Consider the following 14,500-nt stretch of genomic DNA (forward strand, 5'->3'; position numbering starts at 1 on the left):
CAGAGTCACGGTCACCGGGGTCTGAGCCGGGTTGCTCAGGGTCACGGTGTAGGTGATCACCCCGCCTTCGGTCACCGACGGAGTGGCCGTCAGGGTCGCGGTGGTGTTATCGACCGTATCGTTGATCGTGGTCTGCGCCGGGGTCGGGTTCGGCGTCAGCTGTTCGAAGTTGCCGCCGGTCGCACCGGTAATCGTGGTGCTGACAGTCGAACCGTTGTTGTAGACGTCATTGGCCGGGGTCTCGAAGTCGACGCTGCCCTGGGTCTTGCCGGCTTCAACGGTGATGGTCTGGCCATTGGACAGAGTCACGGTCACCGGGGTCTGAGCCGGGTTGCTCAGGGTCACGGTGTAGGTGATCACCCCGCCTTCGGTCACCGACGGAGTCGCCGTCAGGGTCGCGGTGGTGTTATCGACCGAGTCGTTGATCGTGGTCTGCGCCGGGGTCGGGTTCGGCGTCAGCTGTTCGAAGTTGCCGCCGGTCGCACCGGTAATCGTGGTGCTGACAGTCGAACCGTTGTTATAGACGTCGTTGGCCGGGGTCTCGAAGTCGACGCTGCCTTGGGTCTTGCCGGCTTCAACGGTGATGGTCTGGCCGTTGGACAGGGTCACGGTCACCGGGGTCTGAGCCGGGTTGCTCAGGGTTACGGTGTAGGTGATCACCCCGCCTTCGGTCACCGACGGAGTGGCCGTCAGGGTCGCGGTGGTGGTGTCGACGGTATCGGTAACCTGAGTAACCGCTGGTGTTTGCGGCACAGTCACTATCAGCCCGCCGCCCCCGGTGGTGCCCGTTACGGTCGCCGAAATCTGGCCGCCGTCGATATACGGGGTATCGTTCGCGGGGACCACGACGTTTACGCTCCCAGTGGTCTGCCCGGCCGGAATGACAATCACGGCACCGTTGGACAGGGTGACCACCAGGTTTGTGGTCGGCGCCTGGCCAACCGTAGCGGTATAAACGATTACGCCACCCGCTTCACTGATGGAAGAGGTAGCGCCCAGAACCAGGTCGGTAGCAACATTGGTATCGGTCGTCGGAGTAGTCACCTGGTTGTTGCTGGTGGTATCCAGCTGGCCAACCTCTTCGCCATCGAGCACGGCAGCAAAGCCCAGCCCATCAGTCGGAAAGCCTACGGTAGGGTCGACCCGGCCTGCGGTTTCTTCGAGCATGACAAAGCTGTGGCCACCGCCAAGTGCACCACCACCGCCCGCCGACGACGGGCCAGCCGCAGTTGCTTCAAGCTCGGTAGTCGGGTCGACACCGGCGGCGATCGCCTGTTGCAGCTCTTCCACTGACGGCGCGGCCTGCGCGGTAGCCTGACTCAGGTCGGTGCTGCTGTCAGGCGCATCAGCGCTCCACTGGCTGTCTCGACCCAGGTCAAGCAAACGGCCGTCGGCCAGCTCCAATGTAACTGCACCGCCTGGGCCGGTGAGCACTTCTTCACCAGCCAGCAGGCGGTCCCCTTCGATCAGAACACGCCGAATGCCCTCTGGGGATACCGCAATAACCTGGCCAACAAGACTTTTGACGATGGCTACAACGCTGCTCATTGGACTCTCCGTGTGACCCGATAGGTACTTCCCTGCCAGAGCGGCACTCGCAGACCACTTCAGGCGGAAATATGTTGATGATCTTTCGACGCTTACCGGCGTCAATATTCCGTCTATAACTTATTGGAATTTACCAAATGCCAAACTATTGACCTGCATTCTGCCATCCTAAACAATCGCCAATGTAATGTCACATTGATATTCGCATATTAACCATGTGCTTTCTGGGGACAAGTGTCATACATCACCTAAAGCGCGCGCAACGCGACATTCAGAGCATCTTTCTCGGCGCTTAGGTGATGGTATCGGATGGGTCAGGACACCCTTTCATCGGCAATTGTCAAAATTCGAGCGTCAATTTACAAATCACCTTCAGCTCGCTCAAATAATAGCTTTGTCACAAGCACAAACCTTGCCTAAAGGGGGCCCGACGGTGACTGAAGGCCGCGCAGAACCTGGGCCTTGTGACTGTTCGCGACTCTCGGTAGCCAGTACAGTTGCACAATAAGGGTGCCAATTTGCCGCAGATCAAAGAGATAGCGAACCACAGCGTAAATACTGCCAGCCCTAATACGAGAAAGCGTCACCGTTTGTATAGACCAGGTTTGTCAGAGAACGCTTTTCTAATAGATGAATTTTGCCTAATTAGTCGCGCAAGTTCGTCAACAAATCAGCGCCTGTTTCTTGACCATGGTGCAGAGCGATACCGCAATACCTCTGTCGCCAGCTGGATGGCAGGCTATGCTGAAAACTGATTCGATCTGGATGCTGACTGGATCAAAAATGAAACATCCACCACCCAGCACCGTCTGCCAGGAATGAAGACCGCAGAACTGTTTACTCAATACCGATTCAAGGCGACCATTAGCCGGTTGCCCAAGCGCCAGGGTGCCGTAGCCTCATGACCACTGCCTGGCAGCACGGGTGAGCCAGCCTGAACGGCGGCACACCCACCCCACCCACCACAAGGATGAAGAGAGCGCCGCGTGGAATCCGAAGTCAGTCGAGTCCAACTCAGCCACGATCCACGCAGTCAGCATGACGATCCCCTGCTGGATAGTCTGTTGAGCCTGTGTGTCCTGCACCAGAAACCTGCAAGCCGGGTCATGCTGACCACCGGTCTGCCGTTGCCGGCCCAGCGCCTGAGCCCCGAGTTGCTGCCCCGCGCTGCCGCCAGGGCCGGGCTGCAGGGGCGCCTGCTGCAGCGTAAGCTGGAGCAGATCCCGAGCATCGCCATGCCAGCCATGTTGCTGCTCAAGGAAGGCCGCAGCGCCGTCCTGCTGGGCTGGGAGAACGAAGACACCGCACGCCTGTTGCTTAGCGAGAGCGATGGCGGCGAGGTGCATGTCAGCCGCGAAGCCCTGCAGAGCGATTACAGTGGCCGGGTATTCTTTGCCCAGCCGCAGCACAAGTTCGACGTCAACCACGGCAACCTCATCCCGCGGGCGAAGTCGTGGTTCCGCGATACCTTGCTGCGCAGCAAATGGCTGTATATCGACGCCATCGCCGCCAGCCTGGTGATCAACCTGATCGCCCTGGCCGCGCCACTGTTCGTGATGAACGTATATGACCGGGTGGTACCCAACCAAGCCACCTCGACCCTCTGGGTACTGGCCGTCGGCATCGCCGGCGCCTACATTTTCGACCTGATCCTCAAGGGCCTGCGCGGCTTGTGCCTGGACCTGGCTGGCAAGAAGACCGACCTGATCATTTCGGCAACGCTGTTCGAACGTATCGTCGGCATGTCGATGAAGTACCGCCCTGCGAGGGTCGGCAGCTTTGCTCAGAACATTCATGAGTTCCAAGGCCTGCGTGACTTCCTCGCTTCGCTGACCCTGACCAGCCTGATCGACCTGCCGTTCACCGTCCTTATTCTGATTGTCATCGCCATCATTGGCGGGCACCTGGTGTGGATCCCGATCATCGCCTTCCCACTGGCCCTGGGCATCGGCTACGCACTGCAACGGCCACTGATGGCGACCATGGAACGGACCATGGCTCTGGCTTCGGAGCGCCAGTCCAGCCTGATCGAGACCCTTGCCGGCCTGGATGCGGTAAAGGTCAACAACGCCGAAAGCGAACGCCAGTACATGTGGGAGCAGACCCTCGGTACCCTCAGCCGCCTCGAACTGCGGGTGAAAGTGCTGTCGAGCCTGGCGATGAACATCACCCTGCTGATCCAGCAACTGGCAGGCGTGGCAATGATCTGCGTCGGCGTATACCTGATCATCGACGGCAACCTGAGCATGGGCGGCCTGGTAGCCTGCTACATGCTCAGCGGCCGCGCCCTCGGGCCGCTGGGCCAGCTCAACGGCCTGCTCGCCCGCTATCAGCAAGCCAAGGTGACCATGGTCTCCACCGACCACATGATGGAACTACCGCAAGAGCGCAACTTCGAAGAACGCCCGCTGAGCCGCAAGGTGCTGCAGGGCAGCGTCGAGTTCCGCGGGGTCGATTTCACCTATCCGAACCAACAGAACCAGGCCCTGAAGAACATCAACCTCACCATCCGCCCCGGCGAGAAGGTGGGCATTATCGGCCGCAGTGGCTCGGGCAAGAGCTCGTTGGCCAAGCTCATCGTCGGCCTGTACGAGGCCGACGGCGGCTCGCTGCTGGTCGACGGCGTGGACATTCGCCAGATCGACGTCAGCGAACTGCGCCACAACATCGGCTACGTGCCGCAGGACATTCAGCTGCTGGCCGGTACCCTGCGCGATAACCTGGTCAGCGGGGCCCGCTACATCGAGGATGAGTTGATCCTGCAGGCTGCTGAACTGGCAGGCGTACATGAATTCGCCCGGTTGCACCCGGACGGCTACGAGCTGCAGGTGGGTGAGCGCGGGCAGAACCTGTCCGGCGGCCAGCGACAGAACGTCGCCCTGGGCCGCGCGCTGTTGCTCAACCCGCAGATCCTGCTGCTGGACGAACCGACCAGCGCCATGGACAACACCGGCGAAGAACGCCTCAAGCAGCGGCTGCAGGCGGTAGTGGAAGGCAAGACGATGCTGCTGGTCACTCACCGTGCCTCGCTGCTGTCACTGGTGGACCGACTGATCGTGATCGATCGCGGGCAGATTGTCGCCGACGGCCCGAAAGCCGCGGTCATGGATGCGCTGAAGAAGGGGCAGATCAGTGTTGCATAAGCTGGATGTAGGGCAGTTCAAGGAAGGCCTGCGGCGCTATTTCAAAGGGTCCGATTCACTGGGCGGGCAGCCGCTGCCAGAGGTCAACAAGGCCCTGATCGAGGATGCGCCGCGAGTCGTGCGGCTGACCATCTGGGGCGTGATCCTGTTCTTCGTGTTCCTGATCGTGTGGGCCAGCGTCGCGCCCATCGACGAAGTTACGCGGGGTGAAGGCAAGGCCATTCCGTCGTCCAAGGTGCAGAAGATTCAGAACCTGGAGGGGGGTATAGTCGCCGAGATCTTCGCCAAGGAAGGGCAGATCGTCGAAGTGGGCCAGCCATTGCTGCGCCTGGATGAAACCCGATTCGCCTCCAATGTGGGTGAAACCGAGGCCGACCGCCTGGCCATGGCTTTGCGCGTCGAGCGCCTGAGTGCCGAAGTGGGCGACACCCCGTTGAAGATCGATGAGGAACTGCGCAAGGCCGCGCCAAGCCAGGCAGCAAGCGAAGAGTCGCTGTACCAGAGCCGGCGCCAGCAACTGCAGGACGAGATTGGTGGCTTGCAGCAACAACTGGTCCAGCGCCAGCAGGAGCTGCGCGAGTTCAGTTCAAAGCGCGCCCAGTACGCCAACAGCCTGGAACTGTTGCGTAAAGAGATCAGCATGTCCGAGCCACTGGTGGCAACCGGCGCAATCTCGCAGGTTGAAGTGCTGCGCCTGCGTCGTGCCGAGGTGGAGAACCGCGGTCAGCTGGACTCCACAGCGCTGGCTATCCCGCGTGCCGAGGCGGCCATTCGCGAGGTGCAAAGCAAGATCGAAGAGACCCGTGGCAAATTCCGCAGCGAAGCGCTGACCCAGCTGAACGAAGCGCGCACAGAGCTGAACAAAGCCACGGCAACCAGCAAGGCGCTGGATGATCGCGTGCACCGCACCATGGTTACTTCGCCGGTACGCGGTATCGTCAAGCAACTGCTGGTGAATACCATTGGCGGGGTGATCCAGCCGGGCAGCGATATCATAGAAATCGTGCCGCTGGACGACTCACTGGTCGTCGAGGCGAAGATCCTGCCCAAGGACATCGCCTTCCTGCACCCTGGTCAGGAAGCGACGGTCAAGTTCACGGCCTATGACTACACCATCTACGGTGGGCTGAAGGCCAAGCTGGAGCAGATCGGTGCCGACACCATCACCGATGAAGACAAGAAGACCACCTATTACCTGATCAAGCTGCGCACCGACCGCAGCCACCTGGGCACTGACGAGAAGCCGCTGCTGATTATTCCGGGGATGGTGGCGACGGTCGATATCATGACCGGCAAGAAGACCATCATGAGCTACCTGCTCAAGCCGATCATGAAGGCGCGTTCGGAGGCGTTGCGCGAGCGTTGACCGCCATTCCTACCGTGTTCGCTATAGGAGCGGCCTTGTGTCGTGAAAGGGCTGCACAGCAGCCCCAGCGATTTTTGCGTCTTTGCTGAAATCCTGGGGCCGCTGTGCAGCCCTTTCGCGACACAAGGCCGCTCCTACAAGGGACCGCGTACCGTCAGCGCCAGGGGGCAGGCTCACCAACCAACTGCCCCTGAATCCCGCCTACACCCATCTCCCGCAACACCAACCGCTCACCTTCCGTCTCGACCCGCTCGGCAATCAGCGGCAGGTCGATACTGTGTGCGGCACGCTGGACCGCTTCGATGAACAGCCGCTTGTGCTGCTCTTGGTCAATGTTGCGGATGTAGCTGCCATCGATCTTCAGGTATGCCAGGCCCAGGTGCGCCAGGTTGCCGATCATGCTGAAACGCCCACCAAAGCGTTGCAGCGCCAAGCCGAAGCCAAGCGCGTGCAGGCGCCGGGTGAGTTGTTCCAGAACCGCCTGCTCAGGCAACTGTTCCTCGCCAATTTCGAAAACCAGCCGCGGACCAAGCGCCGTGTTCTGGCCCAGAAGCTCGAAGACACGCTGCAGGGCCTTGGGGTCGGCCAGGGTGGTGGCGGACAGGTTCAGCGCCAACACCTGTTCATGCCCTCGAAGGTGCGCCAGCACCTTCTCCAACACCAGCACATCAAGCCGCGGCATCCAGCCGAAGCGCTCCAGCCAGGGCAGGAAGCGGCCTGCCGGCAGCGCCTCGCCCTGGCCATCCTGCAAACGCGAAATCACCTTGTGGTGCAGTACCCGTTGTACAGAAGCGCAATCTACGACTGGCTGGAAGAACAGTTCAAATTGCCCATTATTGAATGCCTGGTCCAGCCGCTCATGCCAGACATGCTGACTATCCGCAGCAACTGCGGCCACACCTTGTTCAAGGCATACCCAACCCGGTGTTGGCTGGTTCTCGGCGCGTGCCAGCGCCTCGTCGGCAAGCTTCAGCAATGCCTGTGGTGAATCACCGGGGTTGAACGGCGCCAGGCCGATACAAGCCACCGGGTCTATATCACTAGCGCCTGTTTCGTGCAGGCTGTGCAGCGTTGCTTCCAAGGCCTGGGCAAGCTGTACCGCCTCTTCATGCACCATGCCCGGGGCCAACACGGCGAACTCGCCCCCGCGGCTGCGGGAAATCAGGTCGTTGGTTTCCGGGTAGCTGGCACAGGTGCGACGCAACTGCTCACCCACAGCCTGTAGCAACTGGTCGGTACGCTGGCCGCCAAGACGGGCGTTCAACCCCGCCAGCCCCTGGACCCGCAGCAACAGCAGGTAGCCGGCGCGCGCTTCTTCCAGGTTGCTCACCCGGGTGTTCAACTGCATCTCGAAATAACGGCGGTTGGAGAGCCCGGTCAGGCTGTCCTGATAGGACTCGGCACGCAGCCGCTCGCTGCGCTCGGCCTGCTCGGTGAACAGTGCCTTGAGCTTCTCGACCATCTGGTTCATCGCCTGCACTACCCGGCGCAGCTCCGGTGTGCGCGGCAACTCAGGCAGGCTGAGGAATTCGCGGCGGGCAATGGCGTGGGACTGCTCGACCATGTAGTCCAGCGGCCGCAACTGGCGACGCAGGAGCAAGGCGCCGAGTACGGCGCTGGCCGCGCCACACAGCAGCAGCCAACCCAGGCTGCCCAGGGCGCTTTGCCAGAGCTTGGCAATGGCGAACATCGGGTGGCTGATCACCTCAACACGCGCAGCCTGCTGCCAGCCACGGCTGACGATGGCGTCGCCGCCGGCAGCTTCCAGGCCGATCAGGCCCACGAACCAGCGCGGTACACCGCCGGGGTCCGGCTCGGCGTGGCGCTCTACCAGCACAGCATTGGAACCTAGGTCGACAACCTTGATACTTGAGTAATAACCACTGTCAAAGATCGAACTGACCATCAGCTCGACCATCGCCGGGTCATCGATATTCGGCGTCAGCGACAGCGCCAGCGCTGTCGCCGCATCCTGGGCGTGCGAGCGCAACTGGTTGACGTACTGGCTGCGCGAGCTTTCCAGGCTGACCATGAAACTGCCACTGAAGGCGACCACCAGGAACAGGCAAATGGCCAACAGCAATTGTTTGAACAGTGACATCTGTGCTCCTTCAGTAAACCGGCTCGGCCGGGAACCCTTCGGCCTGCATTTTCTTCAGCAAATCCTGCCAGCGTGATAGCCGCTTGGTATCGCCGACCTTCTTGTTGCCTGCGGCGCCCGTCAGCCACAATCCCTCACCATTGAAGGCGTACACCGGCAGCAGGTCGGTACGCTGGCTGGCCGGCTTGATGGCATCCATTAGGCTGTCGAGTACCAATGGTTGAGCCTGTGGGCTTGAATAATAGGTCAGGACCATGTGCGCCCGGTTCTGCCGCAGCGCCTTTACGTAGGTAATGCGCAGCTTTTCACTGGGAATACCCATGCGCCGCAGGCTGAAATACTTGGCGATGGCGTAGTCCTCGCAGTCCCCTGCACCCTTGATCAGCGCCTGCACCGGCGTGGCCCAATAGTCGACCTCGTGCCACAGGTCGATGTCCTCTACATAGCGCAATTGCTGGTTGAAGAAGCGGTTGACCACCTGCAATCGCTCAAGCTCCGTACCCTGCTTCTGCGTAGCCATCAGGCTCTGCCAGGCATCGATACGGCCCTGCCCGGCGCCCAAGGGGCCATACAGGGCCTGCGACTTGCGGCTGATCTGGGAAAAGTCCCAATCCGCGTACAGCCCGCCCAGCAGCAGGCTGCCCAGCAGCGCAGCAAGGCCGACACGTTGCACAACGGTTTTGAGCATCCAGGATATCGCCACTGCGAAGCCCTGTTCAGGCCAGTCGAAAGCAGCGATGGTGCGGCTTGCCACGGCAAAAGACAATGGCACCCTGCAATCATGCACCCGCCGGTCACTCGACCTACACTTTCTGGTTATAACCTTTTATAGGCCGCTTCCTTTGACAGGCGACTTCATCCACCATAGCCGCGCTTTTGGGGCGCCGGTTCCATTACCGGTAAAGGTTTGACACCCCCAAGAGCTGTTACTAGTGTCATTGGATCCAACTTTAGTCATCGTTGAGGCAGACGTCGCGTGGCCGAGAAAATCAAATTGAGCAATGTGCTGGCCAGCGAGCAACTGTTGCCGCACCAGGCCCGTGGCGTAATCGAAGAACGCCTGCGCAGTGCCATTCTTGATGGCCGCTTGCCTCCAGGTACTGCCGTAAGACAACAAGAGCTCGCCACCTTGTTCGGTGTCAGCCGCATGCCCGTGCGCGAGGCCCTGCGCCAGCTCGAGGCGCAATCGCTGCTGAAAGTGGAAATGCACAAGGGTGCGGTGGTTGCGCCGTTGATCGGCGAGGACGCGGTGGACACCTATGCCCTGCGCGTGCTGCTCGAGACCGAGGCGCTGCGCCAGTCCATTCCGCTGCTCGATGCCAGCGACATCGCCAGCGCCCGCGGGTATATCCAGCAACTGGAAAACGAAACCCGTCACGCTGAAATCGGCCGCCTCAATCGCCTGTTCCACATGTCGTTGTACAACAAGGCGCCGAACAAGAAACTGCTGCGCCTGATCGAGGACGAACTGAACGAGGAAGAACGCTTCCTGCGGTTTCATCTTTCGTCCATGGGCCTGGGCAAGCTCACCCAGGACGATCACAACGCACTGGCGGATGCGGCTGGCGACAAGCTGGTGGACGAAGCGGTAGCGGTGCTGGAACGGCACCTGAATAACGCATCGCGGGTAATCCGCAAGTATCTGGATACGCAACTGGGGCGCTAGCGAGTAGTGACTGCACGCATGGTGCAGTCGGCTGGGTTGCAAATTGATCGGCTACCGCCAACAATGAGACTAATTATCATTCATGTCCATTGATAGCAGCGCCCTCACCCATGCCCAGCAACGATTCCGTGCAAACGCTCTACAGTGACCACCACGGCTGGTTGCATGCCTGGCTACGCAGCAAGCTGGGCAACGCCGCCGATGCCGCAGACCTGGCCCAGGACACCTTCGTACGCCTGTTGCAACGTCGCGAACATCTGCAACTGAACACACCCCGGGCTTTCCTGAGAACGGTTGCGCGTGGGCTCGTGATCGACCACTGGCGGCGCGAGGAACTGCACAGGGCCTATCTCGAGGCGCTGGCACAGTTGCCGGAAGCGCAGGCCCCTTCGGCCGAAACCCGTGAGCTGCTGCTGGAATTGCTGGAGCGCATCGCGCGCATGCTCGAAGGCCTCAAGCCCAAAGTACGTCGTGCATTCCTGCTTGCCCAATGCGAGGGGCTGAAGCACCAGGCGATCGCCGACCAGATGGGGATCTCGGTGCGTACCGTGGAGCGCTATATCGCCGACGCGCTCTACCATTGCTACTTGCTGCGCTACGCCGACGAGTGTTGACGCAATGACCGCTTCACAGCCCGGCGCAACAGCAGTCAAGCAGGCCATCCAGTTGATGCTGAGGCTGCGCGAGAGCGGGCATGCCCCTGCCCTGCAACAAGAGTGCAGGCAATGGCGCACTGCCCACCACGAACACGAGCAGGCTTGGCAACGAGTAATTCACCTGCATCAGGACCTCGACCTGCGTGCCATACCCGGTGCCGGGCTGGCTTTGCAAACCCTGGAGACCAGCCAGCGCCGCCTGCATCGTCGGCAGGCGCTGAAACTGCTTGGCGGCGTTGCCATGGTAGGGACGGCGGCATGGCTGGGAAAAGACCTCGATACGGTCAACGACTGGACATCAGACTACACCACCGGCACGGGCGAACGACGCAGCTTTGCGCTTCCCGATGGCTCGCAGATGCAACTCAACACCCGCAGTACCGTCGACCTGGCCTTCAATGACCAGCAGCGCCTGGTCCGCCTGAAGCAGGGGGAAGTGATGATTGCCTGCAACCCGCAGCGTTCCTTGCTTGTAGAAACTCGTGACGCGTTACTGGAAGGGTTCGAAGGACGCTTTGTGGCGCGTCAGGACAGCGACTGCACGCAGGTCAGTGTCAGCCATGGCAGGGTGGCGATACACCGGCCTGACAATGGCCAGCTGCAATGGATCGAAAGCGGCCAGAACTGGCGTCTGGATGCGTTAGGCACACACCGGCTCGAGCAGGTGGACATGGATGCGATGGCCTGGACAGAAGGCCTGATCGTCACCCGGAACATGCGCCTTTTCGACTTCCTTGCGCAGGTCAGCCGTTATCGCCATGGTTATCTGGGCTGCAGCGACGACATTGCCGATTTGCGCCTGTCGGGTGTATTCCGCCTCGAAGACCCGGAGCAACTGCTACAGCTGCTACCACGGACGCTACCCGTACGGCTTCGCCAACGTACACGCTGGTGGGTGCGCGTGGAGGGGCTGGCCTGAGCTGACGGCGGCTTTTGCGTTCAGGGCTGCTATGCAGCCCATCGCCGGCAAGCCAGCTCCAACAGAGATCGCACAAGGCCTGAGGGCTATGCAATACCTGTGGGAGCTGGCTTGCCGGCGATGGGGCGCGTAGCGGCCCCAATAACTTTTTTGACGGGTTTTGAATGTCGGTCCGGCTAGGACAGTAAGCGACACCTCCTGCTCTCTCACTTCAACGGACCCCACATGCCTACCGCTCCCGTGCATATGCGCACATTCAATGCGAATGATTTTCGACCTGTCTTGCACTCAGTGCTTTTACGCAAAGCAGTCCGGGCTGCCCTGTTTGGCACCGTCTTGGGCCTGACAGCCGTAACACAACTTTCCATAGCAGCTGAAACGGCCCAGGTGAGCCACCGCTATGCGATCCCGGCAGGTCAGTTGGATGATGTGCTCAACGAGTTCGCCCGCCAGGCTGGCATCACCCTGTCGAGCACACCCCAGCTCACCCAAGGCTTGCAGTCGAACGGCCTGCAGGGGCAGTACTCTACCGATCAGGCACTGCGCCAGTTGCTAAATGGCAGCGGCCTGGAAGCCGTCAACCAGAACGGCCACAGCTACGTGCTGCAGGTACAACCCCAAGGCGCTGCATTGTCATTGCCAGACACCGATGTCCGTAGCTTCACCCTTGGCAATGCATTGGGCAGCATGGAGGGTTACAACGCTACCCACAGCCAGGTGGCGACCAAGACCAGCATGCCGCTGGTAGAGACATCACAATCGGTCTCGGTGGTTACCCGTCAGCAGATGGACGACCAAGGCTCACAAACCGTTGCCCAAGCCATGCGCTACACACCTGGGGTACTGACCAACCCCTATGGGGCGACCCACCGTTATGATTATGTAGCCATGCGAGGCTTCAACGACGGCTCGGTAGACAACATTTACGTGGACGGGCTCAAGTCGATGGGAGACAACGGGACCTACAGCACCATGCAGGTGGACCCATACTTCCTTGAGCGCATCGATATTCTCAAGGGACCGTCTTCAGTACTGTATGGCCGTAGCTCGCCAGGAGGCCTGGTGGCACTGACCACCAAGAAGCCGCTGTTCACCCCCTACCATCAAGTCCAGGCCACCCTCGGTACCCAAGGCCAGCGTGGCATGGGTTTCGATTTCAGCGGCCCCGTGGATGACCACAAGCGTATCGCTTATCGCCTGACAGGCCTGGCGGATGCTTCCGATACGCAGTTCGACCACAACAAGGAAGAACGCTACGCCATCGCGCCGGCCGTCAGCATCGACTTCAGCGAAGACACTTCGCTGACCCTGCAGGCCTACCTGCAACACGACCCCAACGGCGGCTATCACGGCGGTAACCCCGCAGATGGCATGCTGCACAAACGCAACGGCTTGCGCCTGTCGGACCACTTCTTCGAGGGCGAGCCGGGTATCGACAACTACGAGCGTACCCAACAGTCCTTCAGCTACCAGTTCGAGCATCGCTTCAACGATGTGTTCACGGCACGCCAGAACTTCCGCTATCAGGATTCCGACGTGTCGATGGACCAGGTGTATTCCGCCGGTTGGGCGGATGCCGACAGCAATATCCTCAACCGCGCCTATACCGGCGGCGACGAACGCCTGCATTCGTACATCATCGACAACATGCTGCAGGCGGAATTCTTCACCGGGGCCGCCAAACACACCTTGCTGCTGGGCGCCGACTACCAGCGACGCAAGGCTGACGTGGCCTGGCGTTATGGCACAGTCGATCCGTTGGATGCAGGCAACCCGCAGTACGGCAACGGCAACCTTCAGGTGCTGGGCGAGAACCGCTACCAGCGGCGCTTGCAGCAAACGGGCGTTTACCTGCAGGACCTGGTGGAGCTGGACCAATGGCGCTTCTCGTTGGGGCTGCGCCAGGACTGGGTGAAGGTGTCCGAGGAGAATCGCGACAGCAACACCAAGGTCAGTGACCAGCGCTCCAGGTTCACTACCCGCGCAGGTGTGCTCTACCTGTTCGAGAACGGTATTGCGCCCTATGTCAGCTACTCGGAGTCGTTCAACCCCAATACCGTATCCGACCAGCAAGGCCGCCCTCTGGCACCGACCGAGGGCACTCAATGGGAGGCTGGTATCAAGTATCAGCCGCCGGGTAGCGACAACCTGTTCACCGCATCGGTGTTCCGCATCGAGCAGGAGAACCTGGCCTCGAAGCAGCCTGACGAGGATTTCTATCGCCCTGTAGGGCAAGTGCGCTCACAAGGGCTGGAACTGGAGGCCCATGTGCAACTGACCGAAAGCTTGAAGCTGCTGGGCGGCTATACCTTTACCGATATCGAGTACGCTAAGTCGATGCCCAGCCTGGTGTCTGGCAACCTGGATAACAAGGGCAATTCGCCAACCCAGGCACCGAAACAGATGTTCTCGCTTTGGGCTGATTACAACTTCCACCAGGGGGCCCTGGATGGCCTGCGCTTGGGCGGTGGGGTGCGGTATGTGGGGTACAGCTGGGTGGATGCGGAAAACAGCATGAAGGTGCCCTCCTATACCCTGTTCGACGCCTCGATCGGCTATGACCTGGGCAAGGTCGGGCTGCGGGGGATGGATGTGCGCTTGAACGCCAACAACCTTACCAATGAAAGCTACATCACTTCGTGTGCCAGCTTGAACTACTGCTACATGGGTGAAGAGCGCAATGTCAGTGCCACGGTCAGCTATCAGTTCTGAGCTGATTGCGACGCACACAAGCCCTGGGGTCTTTGGGCCCTGAAAGACAAAGCCCCTGTCTGCATCGCAGACAGGGGCTTTGGATTTGAATCTTGACGATGACCTACTCTCACATGGGGAAGCCCCACACTACCATCGGCGATGCATCGTTTCACTGCTGAGTTCGGGATGGGATCAGGTGGTTCCAATGCTCTATGGTCGTCAAGAAATTCTGTGTGCTGGCCCGTCCCTCGGACGTACCTGCGAATCTCTGTAGTTCCTACTTAAAGACAAAACCCCTACCTGCATGTGCAGATAGGGGTTTTGCGAAATGAATCTTGACGATGACCTACTCTCACATGGGGAAACCCCACACTACCATCGGCGATGCATCGTTTCACTGCTGAGTT

Annotated in this window: 9 protein-coding genes and 1 rRNA gene; 6 read left to right on the forward strand and 4 right to left on the reverse strand. The window is 60.4% G+C overall.

Annotated elements, in window-relative coordinates; all coding sequences use genetic code 11:
* Positions 1-1,548, reverse strand: a 1,548-nt coding sequence (locus CAG18_RS25795; protein WP_143492701.1) for a retention module-containing protein, incomplete at its 3' end; no start/stop codon positions are given.
* A 986-nt stretch (positions 1,549-2,534) separates the two neighbouring features.
* Between CAG18_RS25795 and CAG18_RS25800 the strand changes: the two genes are divergently transcribed.
* Together CAG18_RS25800 and CAG18_RS25805 are read left to right on the forward strand one after the other, a co-directional pair.
* Positions 2,535-4,691, forward strand: a complete 2,157-nt coding sequence (locus CAG18_RS25800) for a type I secretion system permease/ATPase (protein WP_039615366.1) — start codon at positions 2,535-2,537, stop codon at positions 4,689-4,691.
* Positions 4,681-6,057 (forward strand): HlyD family type I secretion periplasmic adaptor subunit, encoded by a 1,377-nt coding sequence (locus CAG18_RS25805; protein ID WP_085721820.1) that lies wholly within the window; start codon positions 4,681-4,683, stop codon positions 6,055-6,057. The genes CAG18_RS25800 and CAG18_RS25805 overlap by 11 nt, the downstream gene beginning before the upstream one ends.
* 154 nt (positions 6,058-6,211) lie before the next feature.
* On the opposite strand, the gene lapD is transcribed toward CAG18_RS25805, so the two are convergent.
* The gene (lapD, locus tag CAG18_RS25810; RefSeq protein ID WP_085721821.1) at positions 6,212-8,158 is read right to left on the reverse strand and encodes a cyclic di-GMP receptor LapD; all 1,947 of its coding nucleotides are present in this window, start codon (positions 8,156-8,158) and stop codon (positions 6,212-6,214) included.
* Positions 8,159-8,168: 10 nt separating this feature from the next.
* Positions 8,169-8,930, reverse strand: coding sequence for a cysteine protease LapG (gene lapG / locus CAG18_RS25815; RefSeq protein ID WP_178075752.1), 762 nt, complete (start codon positions 8,928-8,930; stop codon positions 8,169-8,171).
* Between the two features lie 204 nt (positions 8,931-9,134).
* Between lapG and CAG18_RS25820 the strand changes: the two genes are divergently transcribed.
* The 4 genes from CAG18_RS25820 (at position 9,135) to CAG18_RS25835 (ending at position 14,111) form a co-directional block, all read left to right on the forward strand.
* Positions 9,135-9,824, forward strand: a complete 690-nt coding sequence (locus CAG18_RS25820) for a GntR family transcriptional regulator (RefSeq protein WP_025337254.1) — start codon at positions 9,135-9,137, stop codon at positions 9,822-9,824.
* Between the two features lie 110 nt (positions 9,825-9,934).
* Complete coding sequence (locus CAG18_RS25825) at positions 9,935-10,438, forward strand: sigma-70 family RNA polymerase sigma factor (RefSeq protein WP_015268511.1); 504 nt, start codon at positions 9,935-9,937, stop codon at positions 10,436-10,438.
* Between the two features lie 4 nt (positions 10,439-10,442).
* Positions 10,443-11,399, forward strand: coding sequence for a FecR family protein (locus tag CAG18_RS25830; protein ID WP_085721822.1), 957 nt, complete (start codon positions 10,443-10,445; stop codon positions 11,397-11,399).
* A 246-nt stretch (positions 11,400-11,645) separates the two neighbouring features.
* The gene (locus CAG18_RS25835) at positions 11,646-14,111 is read left to right on the forward strand and encodes a TonB-dependent siderophore receptor (RefSeq protein WP_085721823.1); all 2,466 of its coding nucleotides are present in this window, start codon (positions 11,646-11,648) and stop codon (positions 14,109-14,111) included.
* Between the two features lie 90 nt (positions 14,112-14,201).
* Here CAG18_RS25835 and rrf read toward each other — a convergent pair.
* Positions 14,202-14,317, reverse strand: a 5S ribosomal RNA gene (gene rrf, locus CAG18_RS25840).
* Between the last annotated feature and the right edge of the window lie 183 nt (positions 14,318-14,500).

Origin of the sequence: Pseudomonas sp. B22(2017) (assembly GCF_002113105.1) — a bacterium.
GTDB lineage: Bacteria > Pseudomonadota > Gammaproteobacteria > Pseudomonadales > Pseudomonadaceae > Aquipseudomonas > Aquipseudomonas asiatica.